Origin of the sequence: Pedobacter anseongensis (genome assembly GCF_037482965.1) — a bacterium.
Classification (GTDB): domain Bacteria; phylum Bacteroidota; class Bacteroidia; order Sphingobacteriales; family Sphingobacteriaceae; genus Pedobacter; species Pedobacter anseongensis.
This window is the reverse complement of sequence record NZ_JBBHKB010000001.1, coordinates 602,211-619,761: the sequence shown is the minus strand read 5'-3', so window position 1 is coordinate 619,761 and position 17,551 is coordinate 602,211. Positions and strand designations below refer to the sequence as shown.

The window sequence follows — 17,551 nt, the reverse complement described above, 5'->3', positions numbered from 1 at the left end:
ACGTATGCAAACCATGTTAAGCGTTACTTGCTAATTGAAAATGCTTGTGAGGGCTTGCATCCCATTAGAAACAACTTTATACCATGCAAAAGCTAGCTAAAAGAGAAGAACAAATTATGCAGGTTTTTTGGGCCATCGGAAAAGCCTTTATCAAAAAAGTTATTCCTGAACTTCCTGATCCCAAGCCCCATTATAATTCGGTAGCTACTATGGTAAAAATCCTTGAAGAAAAGGGTTTCTTAGATCACGAGACGATTGGTAATATTTTTCAGTACTTTCCAGTTATTTCGAAAGAAGATTATCAGAAACACGCAATGAAAGACATTGTAAGCCAGTATTTTGATAATTCTTATCCCAATATGCTTGCTTTTTTCGCGAAGGAGCAAAAATTATCAGACCAAGAATTAAACGACATCATGCGTATTATTAAAGCAAAAAAAGATGATACCTTATAGCTTACATGTAGCCCTTATTTTGGCCGTTTGTCTGGTTTTTTATCAATTATTTCTGCATAAAGAAACCTATTATCAACTAAATAGAGTAGTGCTGTTAACCTGCTTGTTGCTTGCATTTCTTTTGCCGCTTATTCCTGTTCCACAACACTATTCGCTAAGGCCTCAAGAAGAAATGGCAAATGTAAATACATTGCCTATTGCAGAACAAACAACTGCTTTAGGCGTTTCAGAATCTGCAATATCACAAAGACAAACCGATTTAGTGCCCGTACACAAAATAATAGTGCCCGAGGTTCCACTTACAGATCGTATCATAAAATGGGCATTTTGGGTGTATTGGTGTGGTTTTGTCGTACTCAGCATCAATTTATTAATCCAAGTTCTCGTGCTTTTATATCAGGCGTATAGAAAACCTGTAATTAAGGATGGAATTTACCGCATTGTAGAATTGGATGGCAATAAAGCGCCTTGTTCTTTTGGAAACACCATTTTTATCAACCCCACAAAATACGATTGGGAAACTTACAATCAAATTTTGATACACGAAAAGGTCCATGTTCAGCAAGGGCATAGCTTCGATCTCATTTTGGCAGAACTTGTGCTTGTGGTGCAATGGTTTAACCCGTTTGCATGGCTATACCGTAAAGCATTAGAAAGTAATCTCGAATTTTTGGCCGATGATTCAGTTTTGCACGAGTACAAGGTAGAAATGGAAGGGTATCAATTAAGCTTGCTAAAAGTAGCAGTGCCGAACCAATCGATGAATATTACCACCAACTATAACCAATCGCTCTTAAAAAAACGAATTGTAATGATGAATGCTAAAAAATCTAATGTTCACACGATGTGGAAATACTTTGTGTTAGTGCCATTAATGGCTTTGCTACTTTGTGGTTTAAATAAACCAGTTGCCATGAGTAGTGTCCCTGCAACTGAATCGACACTAAATGTGAAAGATTTGATGTTAATAAGTGCTGCAAAAGGCCTTTGGTTTGCGACCATTAAAGACGATAAGGTGCAAGTAGAATTTAAAAGTGATGAGTATATCGATCGTAACTACCGATGGTCAAATAGTGCTACATTTAATGTGAGCGAATTTTCGGCCTTACCTAGCGCTACAAAAACAGATTTTACGGTAACAAGAGAAGCAGGTACGGTAACTTTTACAGGAAAATTTGACAACGATCAGGGGTTTGGGCGCTTTAAATTTGTACCTAATAAAGATTTTAAGGCGTTTCTCGCTTTTAAAGGAATCGATGATATGGAAGATGAAGAATATGTATCTTTCTTTATGATGGATGTAAAGAGACAATATGTTCAGTTTCTAAACGACAATGGATTTAAAAATTTAAGTAAAAGTCAAATTATCTCCATGTCGGCCTTTAAAATTGATGCCGAATACATTAAGTATTGGAGGAAATTAGGATATATCGATATTACTGCAAGTAATTTGATTTCATTAAAATCGATGAAAATTGATAGTATTTATGTAAATGATATTCGTAAAGCGGGCTATACTGATCTTACCGTTCAGCAGTTAATAAGTTTTAAAGCACAAAAAATTACGGGAAGTTACATTAACAGTTTACAAAAAGCTACCCTAAAGAGACCTGTTCCGGGCAGTGTTGAAACTAAGCAAGAAAAGCCAACCCCAAGCGAAATTATTAGCGCAAAGGCAATGAAAGTTGATACGAATTACATGGCTGCTATACGGGATGCAGGCTTTCAGGATTTGAATCCAAGAACAATTTATACGCTCAAATCACAAAATATTTCTCCTGAGTTTATTAAGAGTTTTCAGGATATAGGGATGAAAAACTTAACCACCAGTCAACTCTATACCTTAAAATCTCAAAATATTACGGCCGACTTGGTGAAGAGCTATCAAGATATTGGCTTAGCTAATCTAACTACATCAACAATTTATGCCTTTAAGAACCAAGGTATTACGCCCGAATACATTAAAAGTTTTCAAGAAATTGGCTTAAAAGATTTACCCTATACTACTTTTTATACTTTAAAGGTACAAGGCCTAACACCTGCATACATCAAAAGTTTTCAAGATATAGGTTTAAAAGACATTCCGTTTAGCACGTTGTACACCCTAAAAAGCCAAGGTATTACCCCTGCCTACATCAAAAGCTTTCAGGAAATTGGTTTAAAGGACGTTCCTTTTAATACCCTTTATACATTCAAAAGTCAAGGTATAACACCCGAATTTATCAAAGGATTTATGGCTTTGGGCTATAAAAATATCCCCTATAACCAATATTACTCCTTGAAATCGCAAGGCATTACGCCAGAATATGTAGCCGATATGAAACAAAAGGGCTTTGATTCGAAAGACGTGCAGAAATACATTCAACTGAAATCGTTTAACGGAGCAAAGAATAAATAAAGATCTGATGTAAAAATGCAGAAGATACAGTACTATTATTTTATTAAGAATTGGGAGGATAATTAAGGTTCTTTAAAAGTTATTTCTCTATATTTAGGGTATAATAGTGCTTTTAAATGAATAAAGTCGGTTTATTTTTTCTCTTTCATATATTAGCTTTCGGGGCGTTTTCTCAAACCTCCGTTAGGCCAAACATCGTTATTATCCTATCAGACGATCATGCACTTTCTACAATTGGTGCCTATGGGGCCACTTATGGTGCAACACCCAATATCGATCGAATAGCCAAGGAGGGGGCGGTTTTTAAGAACGCTTTTGTAAACAACTCTATTTGTGCGCCCAGTAGAGCAAGTTTATTAACGGGCAAGTATAGCAACATGAACGGTTTAAAAGACAATCGCGACGAGTTCGATGCGGCACAAGATGTTTTTCCTAGGCGGTTGATGGACGCCGGTTTTCAAACGGCTTGGATAGGGAAATGGCATTTGAAATCGTATCCCCAAGGCTTCGATTATTGGAATATTGTACCTGGACAGGGTCAATATTATAACCCCTCCTTTATTAGCATGAAAGGCGATACGAGCAAGTTAACCGGTTATTGTACCGATTTAACTACGGATATTGCATTAGATTGGTTAGCCAAACGTGATACGGATAGGCCTTTTTGCATCATAATTGGTGAGAAAGCACCCCATCGTACTTGGATGCCCGACATACAAGATCTTGGTAAATTCGACCACATAAAATTTAAGCTTCCTGCTAATTTTTACGATACATATGAAGGGCGTAATGCGGCTAAAGTACAGGATTTAAACATCAGGCGTACTATGAAACTGGGCTACGATCTTAAAATGAAAAGCGATACCGATAAGGTAAATACGGCAACCTCTTTTACTGCTCGAATGAACCCTGTGCAACGAAAGTTGTGGAATGCCTATTATGATAAAATTGAAGAAGAATTCTTAACGTTAAAGCCAACTGGTGATGCCTTAACTGAATGGAAATACCAACGCTACATGAGCGATTATTTGAGTACCACACTATCATTAGATCGAAATGTTGGAAGAGTTTTAGACTATTTGGATCAAAATAATCTTACCAACAATACCATAGTAATTTATACTTCCGACCAAGGCTTTTATATGGGAGAGCATGGGTGGTTTGATAAACGTTTTATGTACGAAGAATCGATGCACGCACCGTTTATTGTTCGTTATCCAGGGGTAGTTAAACCTAACACGGTGATGCAACAATTGGTGTCGAATGTAGATTTTGCGCCCACGCTTTTACAAGCTTCAGGCATACCGATACCCGCCGCTATGCAAGGAAAATCGTTTATGGGAATCTTAAAAAAGCCAACAGAAAAATTTAGAGATGCGGTATACTATCACTATTACGAATATCCAGGCGAACATAGTGTAATGAAACATTTTGGCATTCGTACCCATCGGTATAAATTGATTCGCTTTTATGGAGAAGAAAATTTTTGGGAATTGTATGATTTGAAAACCGACCCTAACGAGAACACCAACCTATTTGCGAAAAAAGGACAGGAAGCTATTACCACGACATTGAAGAAACAACTCATTGATTTTGCTACCTTAAATAAGGATGAGGTGGCGATACATATATTAACTCAAAAATAACATGAATGAACCCGAATTAGTAGTGAACGAACTCGGCAGAGGGGCATTTCTGCTGAAGGAAAATGGAGAAAAACTCGCCGAAATGGTTGTTGCAATAGATGAGGAGTATCTTTTTGTTTACCATACCGAGGTAGATCCAAAAGCGGAGGGTAAAGGTTTGGCCAAACTATTACTCAACACAATGGTAGCGCATGCAAGAGCAAAGCATATCAAAGTTGTTCCTTTATGCCCGTATGTGCATGCCCAATTTAGGCGACATCCGAAAGAGTTTGAAGACGTTTGGGATGGTGATGAAGCGGCTGATTAATTTACTTGGCTCCGGCATTAATCTCTTGCTCTGGAAGAGTATTCCATGCCACATCAATAAGAACGAGTTCTTCTGTAGCTTTATCAAATTTTAACTGCGCCCAAGCATAGTGCATTTTGCCTTTAATTGGCAAACGTACCGACATCATTTGTGCTTCTCCATTGCCCCAATTGCCGGCATACGTTTTACTGCCATTCGTTTCATCAATTCGATCGCTTAGAAGGGAGAACTCATTAGACCAGGTTAGATCGTTCTTAATTGGTTTTTTTGGAGCGAAAGTATGCGCTAATCCCATATTTAGATACTCGTTATCATTTGGTTCGTTTGAACTGGTTGCAGCCCCATACACAGGATTTACACCAGCATATAAGTGAACCTTGCCTGATAAGAATACATATTGCATAAAGTACGAGCAATCTACAATACCATCATCATTAACATCCAAATTCATGGGTTTAATGTCAGCTGCTTTTAATTTTTGGTTAATTAATTTATAAGAAATTGTCGGTGAGTCTTCTACGTCAGGAATTTCTATTTTAGGGGGATCAATGGCTGAATTATTTTCTTTTTTACAAGCGGTTGCGCTAAAAATGAAGAAGGCAATTAGAAAAATATAACGGGTATTCATAAAATTACTTTCAAAGTAAGACGATTATTCTACACAAACCGTTACATCAATTGTAACTTTATTTTTCTTACTTCGATTAACGTACCTCGCCAACGTAGTTAAATAGTGTATCCATTGTTTTATAATATTAGAATTTTAAAACAAAGTTAAAACTATTGTAAGTGGTTGCTGTTATTGTAGTTACTACAATCAAATGTCATTAATCGATTAAAAATTTTATTATGAAAGCAACCTTGTCTAAAATCAGAAAAATTAATGGCGTAATTACCAGCCGAATTATCGAGCTGCAAAACGAAGGATATTTATATGATTTTATGAGCTTAGATAAACATAAATTTGTTTGTTTACAAGATAGCGTATGCTTTCATTCGCCCGATATTTCTATTAAATTAATCGACCAGGTTTATGATCAGTTTGGCCATTGCTATAAATATATTCATACCGTAGAAACTGCAACTGGGTGTAAAGGTTTGTTGTTAGATGAGGGGATTTATACAAACTAAGTTTCATTTTGCCTTATCAATAATTTTTTAATTCATCAAAAAATCTCAACTCAATTTTCATAATTCCCGTTAACCATTTTAATACTTTTTTAATCTAAATTATACTTTTTTTATAAGTAGAATTTGTTGTTTTAATTTTTATAACTTAATGATAATTAATACATTATAAATCATTAAACTAATAAAATTAATGCGTTTTACTTGTGAAAATAACCATGTTCGCAACCTCGCTAATTTCGATACGTTAATTGCAAAAATTTCGGAATTTAGTAAGGGCTACAACCCTGCAAAAAGCAGTATTCAACTCGGTTCCTTATCCATTGTTTCTCAAAACACAAAAGTCGCTATTGCCTATGTAAACCAACTAACGCATCAATATATTCATTCTACCAACAGTTGCGATGTAATTTTCGAAACGTTACAATTCCTCAACCTCAAAATACACAAAGTCCTTCAATCTGCCATCAATATTAACGAAACTGAGCTATATATGTTACTGGAAACCCAAAAAGTAATGGGTAAGCCATTTGCGCTTCAAGAGCACTACGATAGCATGCTGAAAAATTTTAGTAAAGTCATCAAACTCTTAAAAGAAAACCCATTTTACCTCCCTCAAAAATCCGAGCTTAAAATTCCTAAACTGGAAGATTTTTATACCAGTCTTTACCAAAAAACTAACGAAGTGAAGCAAAATTATGCCTTGCTAAAGAATGCTCAATTAATTCTTAACGAAGTACTTTACAGAGAGCATAATGGACTGGTAACATTGGCTACCCTTGCTAAAATGTATATTAAATACCATTACGGATGGGATAGCGACCATTATAAACAAGTGGCTAGATTGATTATTAAAAAGGCAAAGTAGTTATGATATTTTAACTAATTTAATGTGTTTTATGCTTTTCTAAATCACATTATTTACTGAAATACGAATAAAGGTATTATAACGAATAGCCTTAAATACAATGAATAGCAGAAATCTTCTAAAAACCCAAAGCTTAAGCCTTGGTTCAACCCTTATCAGTACCGAAGTATTGGCCAAGATAGCCGAGAATACCTATAGCTATAAAATTCCAACCAACCCTTTGCACGAAATTTATACCTAAAGTATCTCAAAAAAATCCAGCGCTATTAACGTCTACTATAGACTATTCGATAGAGAGCCACGTAATGGGCTTTATGGCCGAAATTAGCTGCAAGCAAGGTAAAGTGATGGAAGTAAAAATGTAATTTTGTCGGTTAGGTTTCTGGCTGGTTGGGTGGTTAGCTTGCACTATGAACCCTTTCACTTACGTTCACAGAAAAATAAGCAGCCGGGAGTTTAGTGCCATTGCTTATCGTTTTTTTTAATGGTAGTATTGAGCTCGCTCTGCTTGGTGTTGTTTCTTTTTGCGGAAAAAAGAAAGAATTAATCGAACACGATGAGCCAAAAAATAGTTTTAATAAAATTTCAAAACCGATTAATCCTTCTTGCTTTTAGATTGTCATAGGAATATTACGCCAGGATAAACTGAACCATAAACCTAAATTCATGAAACGGATTCACAATTTCTACGCATGCCTGTTAAGCTTTTGCTTTCTTGTCGTGCTATCTTCGTTTGTTAACCATGCTAACCTTAGCATGCCTTATAAAAAGGCAGGATTAACCGAACAACAAGCAGCAGCACATTTATTAGGCCGTTTTACCTATGGCGCCAAAGCAGGCGATGTAGAAGAAGTGGTTAAAATGGGCTTAGAAAAATGGCTCGCCCATCAATTAGAAGGAAACCTCGAAGATAAGGAACTTAATGAAGCACTTAGTAAGTTTGAGGACATGAATCTAACCAATACCGAGGTAGAGAACCTCTATCCGCGAAATGCACAGGTTGTTCGATTTGCCGTGAAAGATGGATACATTCATAAGGATTCGGTAAATAAAGCCAACGGTAAAGAGTACCGTGCAAAGCTATTGTCGTACATGAAAGATAAAGGTTATAAACCTCAGCAAGAATTGTATCGTCAATTTATCAATCAAAAAATAACAAGGGCCATCTATACCAATAATCAGTTTAGAGAAATCATGACCGATTTTTGGTTCAACCATTTTAATGTTTCGCTAAGCAAAAACCAGTGCGCTTCTTATGTGCCGGCTTTTGAAAGAGATGTAATTAGACCTCAAGTATTTGGCAAGTTCGAAAATTTGGTTTTAGCTACGGCTAAATCTCCAGCTATGCTCATGTATTTGGATAATTTTAGCAGTGCAGGAACAAACGTGCCCATGGAAAATGCCACCATGGATATGGCTATGACGCCAATGCAAAAAGCACGCGGAAAAAGGATGAAAGCCAATTTGGAGAAGTTGAGAGCGAAGAATAAGCTTGCTAATAAGAAATCAGGCTTAAACGAAAATTATGCTCGCGAGGTAATGGAATTACATACATTAGGAGTGGATGGTGGTTATACACAAAGCGATGTAACGCAAGCTGCCCGTATTTTAACGGGATGGACAATTGCACCAATGGGCGATAATGGTTACGGCTCGGCCATGAAAAATGTAATTAACAAGATTGGTGAAGATAATTTAAAGAAACGCGGTTTTGTGCACGAAGGCGATTTTATTTTTGCTATGAACCGCCACGATAACGGAGAGAAAGTAGTATTAGGTAGAAAATTTCCTGCTGGGGGCGGCTATGAAGAAGGTGTAGAACTTTTAAAAATGTTAGCGCACCATCAATCGGCGGCTAAATTTATCGCTAAGAAAATAGCCATTCGCTTTGTAAGCGACACGCCTCCGCAAAGCTTGATCGACAAAATGGCGAAAACCTTTTTATCGTCTGATGGGGATATTAAAAGTGTAATTATAACTATGGTTAATGCACCAGAGTTCTGGTCGCCCGACGCCCTCAGAGAAAAGACAAAATCGCCTTTCGAACTAGCAATTAGCGCAGTTAGAGGTTTAGATGCCAAAGTTAAACAGCCGTATCAATTGTATACCTGGATTAACAAAATGGGTCAGCAGATGTATTATTATCAAGCACCAACTGGTTTTCCAGATCGCGGTCAATATTGGATCAATACTGGTTCGTTATTAAATAGAATGAATTTCGGACTTGCCTTAGCTGCACAACGCATTCCAGGCATTACATTCGATTTAGTGGCCTTAAATAATCACCGTGAACCCGAAAGTGCCGAGGCAGCCTTGGTTACCTACAGTAAATTAATGATGCCAGAGCGAAAGTTAGACGGAGCCATCGAACGGTTAAAGCCTATGGTAACTAATCCTAATTTAGAAACAAACGTGGCAGCAGCAGCCGAAAAGAATTCGGCCACCAAGCAAGTAGGCACCATGATGAACGAAGATGCTAATATCATGGAACCTGAAATGAATGCCAAATTAAAAGGTAAAAAAGCATTAAATAGTACGGTTACGCCCCTAAAAGCAGGTAACAACACCATGTTGGCACAAGTTGTAGGCGTAATTATCGGATCACCAGAATTTCAACGTAAATAAGAGTTATCATGACATCAAGAAGAGGTTTTATTAAAGCTGGCGGACTAGCCTTATTTGGGATTGGTTTAGGCGGTATCCCTGGGTTTTTAGCAGAAGCAGTTGCGAGCACAAATCCACTAGGATTATTTAAAAGAAGAAAAATTATGGTTTGCATCTTTCAAAGAGGTGCCATGGATGGCTTAATGGCCGTTACGCCATTTACAGATAATTATTTAAAAGCAGCTCGACCAGGATTATTTATGAGTGCCGCTGCAGGGCAAAAAACGAAACCGCTCATTGATTTAGATGGTCGCTTTGGTCTGCACCCTTCAATGGCTTCCTTTGAGCCCATGTTCCGCGAAAAAAGATTGGGTATTGTGCATGGAATAGGCTCACCAAATACCACACGCTCGCATTTCGATGCGCAAGATTTTATGGAATCGGGGACGCCCTTTAGTAAAGGTACTGAAAGTGGATGGTTAAATCGCGCAGTAGGTTTATTGGGTCACGATGGCGCAACACCTTTCCAAGCGGTAAGTTTAACATCATCCTTACCACGCTCGTTTTATGGTGATAATGCTGCGGTTGCAATTAAAGATTTAGCCGATTTTAACATCCAAATGAGAGGTAACCAAACTAGTGCCAACAACGCTTCGAAGACATTTGAAGATTTATATGATCAAACGTCATCGAGTTTATTAAAAGAAACTGGAAAAGAGAGCTTTGATGCCATAAAAATGCTTCAAAAAACAAATACGAAAAACTATAAGCCAGAAATTGGCGTAGTCTATCCAAATACTGCATTGGGTAATGCCTTAAAACAGATCGCCCAGTTGATAAAAATGGATGTAGGTATGGAAGTTGCCTTTGCCGAATCAGGTGGTTGGGATACGCATTTTAACCAAGGCACTGAGAATGGAATTTTTGCGCGTAATGTGAACGATTTAAGTAACTGCATCATGGCCTTTTGGACCGATATGGCGAAGTATCAAGATGATGTAACGGTAATGACGATGACTGAATTTGGACGTACCGTAGCGCAGAATGGTACTGGTGGTACCGATCACGGCCGTGGCTCATGTAATTTCATTTTAGGAAATGGGGTAAGTGGTGGCATGGTACATGGTTTAGTAAATCCATTAGCAAAGGAAAACCTAGAAGATGGCAGAGATTTAGCGGTAACTACCGATTTTAGAGCGGTATTTAGTGAAGTAGCCGATAAACATTTAGGTATTCATAACGATAAGGTGCTCTTCCCAGATTGGAGCGGCAAGCAGATCGGCGTGATGAGAGGAGTATAAACGTTCCTTAACCTTTTAATAAGTAAGCGACAAAAAGTCAAGTAAACTTTACATTTTTGTAAAGTTTACTTGACTTTTATTGTGATTAGCTTTTCTATGGAATCGCGTTAAGGATGGATTCGGAAAAACTAGTCCTGTAACTTTTAGGGTGTTTGTTGCACTAGGCAACGCTGAAATTAACGATACCCTTAGTAACTTCAATATTCTTACGGAGCGGGATTGGCAAAAATTTAAAACAAATTTTGAGATTATAAATCCAAGTTACCTCGATAGTTATACCCCTCGTTAAATTGCGGCTTAATACAAAAGAAATGGCTGACGTCACAGGTGTTTCTACATAAACCATTCGGTCAGTAAGCAGCCGCTTGCGTAAAAAATTCAATCTTGAAACCGACTTATACACCATAGCTAACGAAATATAGCGCAAAAAAAAGGTCTTCAAATAGCAATGCCCCAAGAAATGTCTAACTCTTTTGGGGCACTGCAGATTTCGACAGCTTTTGGCGCTGCCTAGTGGTAGATGTATCAGCGACCACTAGGAAAGTCTGTTATTTCTTAATTACAATTCTTAGTTACTTGACCATTAATAGTTAATCTATTTGTTGCTGAATTGTAAACCACAGTTCCGGTAAGATCGAAACCTGAAGGTAATTCAAAATTATTTTTGTTTGCTGTAAACTGACTGGTGTAAGCAACTCCATCTACCGAGGCTACGATTTTATAGGTAGTACCATTTACAATAGTACCACTTCCAATACCTTTTACTAAAGAACCAGAAGAAGCTTGGCTTGCATTACCTCCAACAGGGGTAATGGTGATGAAGGCATTAATGCCCGTTAATAAATCTTTTGTAGAGCATTTAAATTTAATGTCTAAATCTACTCCTACAAGATCTGGTTTTTCTACGAAGGTAAATGTGGTAGTTTTATTACAATATGAATTTGTTCCGCTTACGAGTTCTCTGTTCACATACTTATCAGACTCTGCCTTTACAGTTAATCTATTCGCTGATCTGATCGTTGATCCTGTAAATGATTTTGTTTTCTCCCCTTTTTTCATGATAAGCGTTCCCTTACCCCAATCTAAAACATCTTTAAAATAGAAAAGCTCATCTTCGTCTGCATTCGGTCTGTTAATGGTGATGGTGGTAGGACATCCTGCTGAAGCCGGAAAAATATATGCCCAGTCAGAAAGGTGGGTAATTGGCATCCTTGCTACCAGTACACCGGCGGTGTTTTTTACGAAGGTTGCATCGCCTTCTGCTTTCCATTGGCCTGTTGCAGTATTTAGACTGTACATGGCTACGGTTTCATTTTCTTTGATGGGCTGGTTAGTAGTGGGATTAATAATATCGTTATTCACCTCCATATCTATGATAACTGGTTTGGTAAATGATTTTATTTCTTTGTTATTGGCGAACATATTAATCGATACCACACCTACTGGGTCAAAATAAACACCACCAGGAACGGGTTGTCCGTTGGTACCAATTACATTGCTTGCATAGCCTCCGCCTGGTAAATTGGCAAATGTTCCATCCGCTGCTTTTGCAGAATGTATAATTCTTGCTTCAAGCTGAGCTCCACCTACCGACTGTCCTGTTGCATCTAACAGGCCTGTACCTGTAGGAATAGTAATATCAGATTTTTGTGGCATACCAGCATTTGGGATTGTGCTAAACTTTATATCGGCACTTGTGGTACCGTTTGAAATTGGACTTGTAGCTACAACGCTTGTACTACCTGCCATTGGATTAGCGTATTCTGTCATCCTTACTTGGTAAATTTTTGGATCGGTTTCAGATGTAATTTCTATATCCTGATACGTTGGCGCAAAACCGGTGGCATTCGCAATAATCGTAAATTTTACAGGGTTAGCAGGTGTTGGGTTTGCGCTACGATCTAATACAAGATTTAAAGAGCCTTCGGCAGTTTTAAACTCTCTGCTACCGGTAGGTGTACGCACTAGCGATGCGCCAGGGCCAGTAATTTGTACCGTAAAAACTTTTGGACCATCTAATAATGGATTTCCATTAACAAACTGGATAAGTGTTGGCGATTTAAAGATGTCGGTGTTTACCACAATCTGTACATCTTCGGCAGGATTCTTACAACCTGCGAATAAAGTTATAATTAACGCAAAAGCTGCGGTAATATTTTTAAATGTTTTCATCTGTTTATATATGTTTTTAATCGCAATGAAGCTAGCATGAGTTTATTTGTTTTTCATTGAAGCGGTAAACTCAAGCGGGTTTCATTATAGGAGCGATATTAGAATTTAAAGTTAAAGTTTAACTGGGCAACCGGCATAAAGCGGTAGTCTTTCATGTTGTTCTGGATAATCTGCGCGTTCGAATCGTTGTTGGTGAGCAATTTAGTTCCGATAGCGGTAACAGTTGGCGATTGCAAGTAATATGCACCCAAGTCGATGTTCACGTTGAACCTATTCTTAGGAATCCCTTTTCCAAAACCAAAACCGAAGTAAGGCGCAAAGGTGCCCCAATCCATTTGGAAGTCAAGTGTCCCAATTTCTGCCGGCGTTAAAGTAATGTCGTTAAAGCTCTGCGAGTCTTTCGGCTCGAAATGAATGGTGGCTTCCGCATTGGCCAAATAGGCAGCACCTGCCACCACACGGAAGAACTTCTGTGGCATTAGCTCTACCAATAAATGAGCGGTATTGAACTTGCCTGATGCACGGTTCTTTGAATTAAAACCGTCCATGTTAATCTTGTCGTTAATTCCAGCCGCTGCATAACTGCCACCTGCTCTAATACCAACGGTTTTGTTAAGCACGTACCTAAAGTTTGCACCAATGCCTTGTGTGCCGGTTAGTACCTGTAACGACATCGGTTTTTTGGCACTTTTCATGGTGCTATCCATTTGCCCGTATGCAATTGGCTGAAGGGCAAGTGAAAAGAGGAAAAAGTAGATAATTTTCTTCATAAATGTTTGTTTAATAGTTGTTTGTTTCACAAAAATAGTTAAAATTTTGAATTTCAGTATTGTTGAAAGAAATTAATTATTAATTCATTAGTAGAAGTCGATGAAACGTATAAAATTTAAGATATAAAGCATCTTAATGTAAAGTTTATTTGACTTTTATGTAAGGTTTACTTTATATTTTTGTGTTAGCGTCTGTCCAATAGCCACTCGAATACGTAACAAATTCTCTAGAAAAACGCTTTAACTTGTTAAAATTGCTTCAAAGTCTTACCTTTCCTCGTCACTAAACTAATTATTATGAAAATTATAAAAAATTGCGCTACGTTAGTCGCTGTTGCAACGCTATTTTGTAGCAGTGTGGCTTATGCACAAAGCAAGCCCGCTATTGTTGATAAAATTGTAAAGGAAGCAACCGAAAATTCACAACTCGAAAAGTTAGCACATGAATTGCTAGATGGAATTGGCCCACGTTTAATCGGTACGCCTCAAATGAAAAAGGCACATGAGTGGGCTGTTGCAAAGTATACAAGTTGGGGCATTTCTGCTAAAAGTGAAACATGGGGCCAATGGCGCGGTTGGGAAAGAGGTGTTACGCATATCGATTTAGTAAGCCCACGTTTAAGAACATTAGAAGGCACCCAGTTAGCCTGGAGCCCATCAACAAAAAAACCAATTAATGCCGAAGCAATTGTTTTGCCTTTGGTTGCTGATTCGAACGCCTTTAAAGCATGGTTGCCAAGCGTTAAAGGTAAGTTGGTGTTAATTTCTTTGAATCCAACTTCTGGTCGCCCTGATAAAAATTGGGAAGAATTTGCCACCAAAGATGGGTTTTCAAAATTCAAAACTGATAAAGCTAAAGATGCGGCAGCTTGGAGAGAGCGTTTATCAAAAACAGGTTTGAATGCTAAAAATTTGGCTTTGGCCATAGAAAATGCAGGTGCGGCAGGTATCATCATCAATAACTGGTCGGCCGGTTGGGGAGTAGATAAAGTATTTGGTGCCAATACCACTAAAATTCCTACGGTAGATTTATCGGTAGAAGATTACGGATTAGTTTTCCGCCTAGCAGAGTCAGGCAACAAGCCTAAATTAAAAATCGTAGCGGAATCTAAAGAATTAGGACTTGTGCCTACTCAAAACACCATTGCCGAGATAAAAGGTACCGAAAAACCAAACGAATACGTAATGCTTTCAGCTCACTTCGATTCGTGGGATGCTGCAAGTGGTGCAACCGATAACGGTTCTGGTACCATTTTGATGATGGAGACCATGCGCATTTTAAAGAAGTTCTATCCAAATCCTAAACGTACGATATTAGTTGGGCATTGGAGTAGCGAAGAGCAAGGATTAAATGGTTCTAGAGCTTTCGTAGAAGATCATCCAGAAATTGTTCAGAATTTACAGGTGTTATTTAATCAAGATAACGGAACAGGTAGAGTTGTTAATTTATCGGGACAAGGCTTTGCAAAATCAAAAGATTTTATTACTCGTTGGTTAGCTGCAGTACCAGATACTATTAAAAATCAAATCAGAACAAGTTTTCCTGGTTTTCCAAGTAGTGGGGGTTCTGATAATGCCTCTTTTGCAACAGCCGGAGCTCCGGGTTTATCATTAGGTTCTACCAGTTGGGATTATGGAGCTTATACTTGGCATACCAATCGCGATACTTATGATAAAATGGTGTTCGACGAGATTAGAAGCAATGCTATTTTGGCAGCTATTTTGGTGTACATGGCTTGCGAAGATCCGGAAAGGTTTACACACGAAAAAGCTCCATTGCCTAATAATCCACGTACGGGTGCTCCGGGTGTATGGCCAACTCCTGTGAAAGCAAATCGAAAAGGAGGGGTTAATTAGATTTTTTAGTCTAGAGTTTACAGTTAAGAGCGGGCTAATGGTCTGGCTGCATAGTTAAGCGCCCAAATCATTAGCCATTTGCTGTTGGCTATGGACAAAAATTGAGCTTTCTAAGACGACACTATTCATCCAAGCTATGGGCTATTAGCTATTAGCCATGGTCTAAATTTCTAAAAAAAATGGTTAAAAAATCTTTTTTGTTTACCGTATTTGCGCTTCTAACTCAATTTTCTTTTGCGCAAAAAACCGATAATATCTCCCAACCACCAAAGGTGATGCAGGAGTTTAGGGCGGCATGGATTGCTTCGGTAGCCAACATCAATTGGCCAAGTAAACCCGGATTAAGCGCTGAAGACCAACAAAATGAAGCTATTGTATTGTTGGATTTATTGAAGTCGCTTAACTTTAATGCAGCGATTTTACAAATTAGACCTCAAGCTGATGCACTATATAAAAGTGAGATCGAACCATGGTCGTATTTTTTAACGGGTGTACAAGGCAAAGCACCAGAGCCCTATTACGATCCGCTCGAGTTTTGGGTAGAAGCTGCACACGATCGTGGACTGGAATTACATGTATGGTTAAACCCCTATCGTGCACATCATTTATCGGGTGGCGAAGAAAGTGAAAATTCTGTTGTAAAGGCGCATCCCGAATTGGTGCTAAAGTTAAAAGACGGACAATATTGGATGGACCCATCTTTAAAGGGCGTGCAAGACTTGTCATCTGCCGTAGTTAAAGACATTGTGAAACGCTATGATATAGATGGAGTTCATTTCGATGATTATTTCTACCCCTACGATTCATACAATGGGGGAGCCGATTTTCCGGATGATGAAAGTTGGGCGGCATATCAACAAAAGGGCGGGAAATTAAGTCGTGGCGACTGGCGCAGAGAAAGCGTAAACACCTTTATCGAAAGGGTTTACAAAGAAATAAAGGCAGAGAAGAAATATGTAAAGTTTGGCTTAAGTCCGTTTGGTATCTGGCGCCCAGGTTATCCCGAATCGATAGAAGGCTACGATCAATACGATAAATTATATGCCGATGCCAAACTATGGTTAAACAAAGGTTGGATAGATTACTTTACTCCGCAATTGTATTGGAAGGTAAATCAATATCCCCAAAGCTTCCCCGTGTTACTAGCCTGGTGGCAGTCTGAAAATACAAAGAACAGGCACTTATGGCCGGGTATGAATGCAGGTCTAGGGGGCGATGATAAAAATGTTGACGAAATCATCAACCAGATTATGATTACCAGAGCCATTACTCCCCAAAGTAAAGGTGCGGTGCATTGGAGCATTGCGGCATTGGTAAAACACGAGCTAATGCGAAAAGGATTAGTTGTAGGGCCTTATAAAAATGATGCGATTGTACCTGCGAGTTCTTGGCTGGATGATAAAAGACCTGAAAGACCAATTGTAACTGTGGCACCGGTTGAGGGCAAGTTGCGAATTTATTGGAATCATCCCGAAAAGGCAGATGTATTTAAATGGGTGGTTTATTTTAAATATAATAACAAGTGGTTATACAAGGTAATGACCCGTAAAGACACGAATCTTGATGTTTTAGCTGGAATAACCGCCGCAAATGGAAAGGATTTAAATGTATTGCAAGCCTACGGCGTAACAGCGATTGATAGAACAGGTAATGAAAGCGAATTTGAAGAACATACTATTAAGGTAGAATAAATGCAGCCGTTACTTGAGCTAAAATTTAACCATGAAAAAGCATACAAAAGAACAAATTGAAGGTACTGCAAATGCCATCATGCAGCATTTTATTCCAAAAAAAGAGACTGAAAAGCAATTTAGTTTCCATTTTACCATCCCGCCTTCGTCAAATTATAAGGTGAGTTACGAGAAAAATGAAAAACAAGTTTGGGTTATAGTGGGGTATGAGGTTGCTGAAGATAGTTAAATAGGAAGGTTTTTTAACCGCTAACGGCACAAAGATCGTAAAACAAGATTTATAGTCGCTTTTCGGCAACAAATAGGTAAAGTAGCCCTTGCGCTCTTGGCGTTCTCTGCGGTTTAAGTGTGAGT

The 17,551-nt window shown here is 38.3% G+C and carries 15 protein-coding genes; 12 read left to right on the top strand and 3 right to left on the bottom strand.

Features of this window, described 5'->3' with window-relative positions; all coding sequences use genetic code 11:
* The first annotated feature begins 83 nt into the window (after window positions 1-83).
* The 4 genes from WG904_RS02875 to WG904_RS02860 all read left to right on the top strand — a co-directional run bounded on the left by WG904_RS02875 (window position 84) and on the right by WG904_RS02860 (window position 4,806).
* Window positions 84-455: a BlaI/MecI/CopY family transcriptional regulator gene (locus WG904_RS02875; RefSeq protein ID WP_339577775.1), complete on the top strand. Its 372-nt coding sequence runs from the start codon at window positions 84-86 to the stop codon at window positions 453-455.
* Entirely contained in the window at window positions 442-2,853 is a 2,412-nt protein-coding gene (locus tag WG904_RS02870) for a M56 family metallopeptidase (RefSeq protein ID WP_339577774.1), read from the top strand. Before WG904_RS02875 ends, WG904_RS02870 begins: the two co-directional genes overlap by 14 nt.
* Before the next feature lie 116 nt (window positions 2,854-2,969).
* Entirely contained in the window at window positions 2,970-4,499 is a 1,530-nt protein-coding gene (locus WG904_RS02865) for a sulfatase family protein (RefSeq protein WP_339577773.1), read from the top strand.
* Window position 4,500: 1 nt separating this feature from the next.
* A complete protein-coding gene (locus tag WG904_RS02860) occupies window positions 4,501-4,806 on the top strand; it encodes a GNAT family N-acetyltransferase (protein ID WP_339577772.1) in 306 nt (101 codons plus the stop codon).
* Window position 4,807: 1 nt separating this feature from the next.
* On the opposite strand, the gene WG904_RS02855 is transcribed toward WG904_RS02860, so the two are convergent.
* Window positions 4,808-5,434 (bottom strand): hypothetical protein, encoded by a 627-nt coding sequence (locus WG904_RS02855; protein ID WP_339577771.1) that lies wholly within the window; start codon window positions 5,432-5,434, stop codon window positions 4,808-4,810.
* A gap of 221 nt (window positions 5,435-5,655) precedes the next feature.
* Between WG904_RS02855 and WG904_RS02850 the strand changes: the two genes are divergently transcribed.
* From WG904_RS02850 to WG904_RS02830, 5 genes are all read left to right on the top strand, one after another.
* Entirely contained in the window at window positions 5,656-5,937 is a 282-nt protein-coding gene (locus WG904_RS02850) for a hypothetical protein (protein ID WP_339577770.1), read from the top strand.
* A gap of 190 nt (window positions 5,938-6,127) precedes the next feature.
* Window positions 6,128-6,802, top strand: coding sequence for a hypothetical protein (locus WG904_RS02845; RefSeq protein ID WP_339577769.1), 675 nt, complete (start codon window positions 6,128-6,130; stop codon window positions 6,800-6,802).
* 100 nt (window positions 6,803-6,902) lie between these two features.
* The gene (locus WG904_RS02840; RefSeq protein WP_339577768.1) at window positions 6,903-7,043 is read left to right on the top strand and encodes a hypothetical protein; all 141 of its coding nucleotides are present in this window, start codon (window positions 6,903-6,905) and stop codon (window positions 7,041-7,043) included.
* 425 nt (window positions 7,044-7,468) lie between these two features.
* The gene (locus tag WG904_RS02835) at window positions 7,469-9,427 is read left to right on the top strand and encodes a DUF1800 domain-containing protein (protein WP_339577767.1); all 1,959 of its coding nucleotides are present in this window, start codon (window positions 7,469-7,471) and stop codon (window positions 9,425-9,427) included.
* Window positions 9,428-9,435: 8 nt separating this feature from the next.
* A complete protein-coding gene (locus WG904_RS02830; RefSeq protein ID WP_339577766.1) occupies window positions 9,436-10,707 on the top strand; it encodes a DUF1501 domain-containing protein in 1,272 nt (423 codons plus the stop codon).
* A gap of 555 nt (window positions 10,708-11,262) precedes the next feature.
* Here WG904_RS02830 and WG904_RS02825 read toward each other — a convergent pair.
* Complete coding sequence (locus tag WG904_RS02825) at window positions 11,263-12,879, bottom strand: hypothetical protein (protein WP_339577765.1); 1,617 nt, start codon at window positions 12,877-12,879, stop codon at window positions 11,263-11,265.
* A gap of 98 nt (window positions 12,880-12,977) precedes the next feature.
* Window positions 12,978-13,649 (bottom strand): hypothetical protein, encoded by a 672-nt coding sequence (locus WG904_RS02820; protein WP_339577764.1) that lies wholly within the window; start codon window positions 13,647-13,649, stop codon window positions 12,978-12,980.
* Between the two features lie 297 nt (window positions 13,650-13,946).
* On the opposite strand from WG904_RS02820, the gene WG904_RS02815 reads away from it, so the two are divergent.
* The 3 genes from WG904_RS02815 to WG904_RS02805 all read left to right on the top strand — a co-directional run bounded on the left by WG904_RS02815 (window position 13,947) and on the right by WG904_RS02805 (window position 17,426).
* On the top strand, window positions 13,947-15,506 hold the full coding sequence (locus WG904_RS02815; protein ID WP_339577763.1) for a M20/M25/M40 family metallo-hydrolase: 1,560 nt from the start codon (window positions 13,947-13,949) through the stop codon (window positions 15,504-15,506).
* Window positions 15,507-15,685: 179 nt separating this feature from the next.
* Window positions 15,686-17,197 carry a glycoside hydrolase family 10-like protein gene (locus tag WG904_RS02810; RefSeq protein WP_339577762.1) on the top strand — a complete coding sequence of 504 codons (1,512 nt, stop codon included), beginning with the start codon at window positions 15,686-15,688 and terminating at the stop codon, window positions 17,195-17,197.
* Between the two features lie 31 nt (window positions 17,198-17,228).
* Window positions 17,229-17,426 (top strand): hypothetical protein, encoded by a 198-nt coding sequence (locus WG904_RS02805; RefSeq protein ID WP_339577761.1) that lies wholly within the window; start codon window positions 17,229-17,231, stop codon window positions 17,424-17,426.
* Window positions 17,427-17,551: the final 125 nt, after the last annotated feature.

What these genes read in the sequence shown, in the direction of transcription:
- WG904_RS02825 (WP_339577765.1), bottom strand. Translation starts at nt 12,879, where the DNA reads ATGAAAACATTTAAAAATATTACCGCAGCTTTTGCGTTAATTATAACT.
- WG904_RS02820 (WP_339577764.1), bottom strand. Translation starts at nt 13,649, where the DNA reads ATGAAGAAAATTATCTACTTTTTCCTCTTTTCACTTGCCCTTCAGCCA.
- WG904_RS02850 (WP_339577770.1), top strand. Translation starts at nt 5,656, where the DNA reads ATGAAAGCAACCTTGTCTAAAATCAGAAAAATTAATGGCGTAATTACC.
- WG904_RS02810 (WP_339577762.1), top strand. Translation starts at nt 15,686, where the DNA reads ATGGTTAAAAAATCTTTTTTGTTTACCGTATTTGCGCTTCTAACTCAA.
- WG904_RS02835 (WP_339577767.1), top strand. Translation starts at nt 7,469, where the DNA reads ATGAAACGGATTCACAATTTCTACGCATGCCTGTTAAGCTTTTGCTTT.
- WG904_RS02875 (WP_339577775.1), top strand. Translation starts at nt 84, where the DNA reads ATGCAAAAGCTAGCTAAAAGAGAAGAACAAATTATGCAGGTTTTTTGG.
- WG904_RS02830 (WP_339577766.1), top strand. Translation starts at nt 9,436, where the DNA reads ATGACATCAAGAAGAGGTTTTATTAAAGCTGGCGGACTAGCCTTATTT.
- WG904_RS02870 (WP_339577774.1), top strand. Translation starts at nt 442, where the DNA reads ATGATACCTTATAGCTTACATGTAGCCCTTATTTTGGCCGTTTGTCTG.
- WG904_RS02860 (WP_339577772.1), top strand. Translation starts at nt 4,501, where the DNA reads ATGAATGAACCCGAATTAGTAGTGAACGAACTCGGCAGAGGGGCATTT.
- WG904_RS02855 (WP_339577771.1), bottom strand. Translation starts at nt 5,434, where the DNA reads ATGAATACCCGTTATATTTTTCTAATTGCCTTCTTCATTTTTAGCGCA.
- WG904_RS02815 (WP_339577763.1), top strand. Translation starts at nt 13,947, where the DNA reads ATGAAAATTATAAAAAATTGCGCTACGTTAGTCGCTGTTGCAACGCTA.
- WG904_RS02845 (WP_339577769.1), top strand. Translation starts at nt 6,128, where the DNA reads ATGCGTTTTACTTGTGAAAATAACCATGTTCGCAACCTCGCTAATTTC.
- WG904_RS02805 (WP_339577761.1), top strand. Translation starts at nt 17,229, where the DNA reads ATGAAAAAGCATACAAAAGAACAAATTGAAGGTACTGCAAATGCCATC.
- WG904_RS02865 (WP_339577773.1), top strand. Translation starts at nt 2,970, where the DNA reads ATGAATAAAGTCGGTTTATTTTTTCTCTTTCATATATTAGCTTTCGGG.
- WG904_RS02840 (WP_339577768.1), top strand. Translation starts at nt 6,903, where the DNA reads ATGAATAGCAGAAATCTTCTAAAAACCCAAAGCTTAAGCCTTGGTTCA.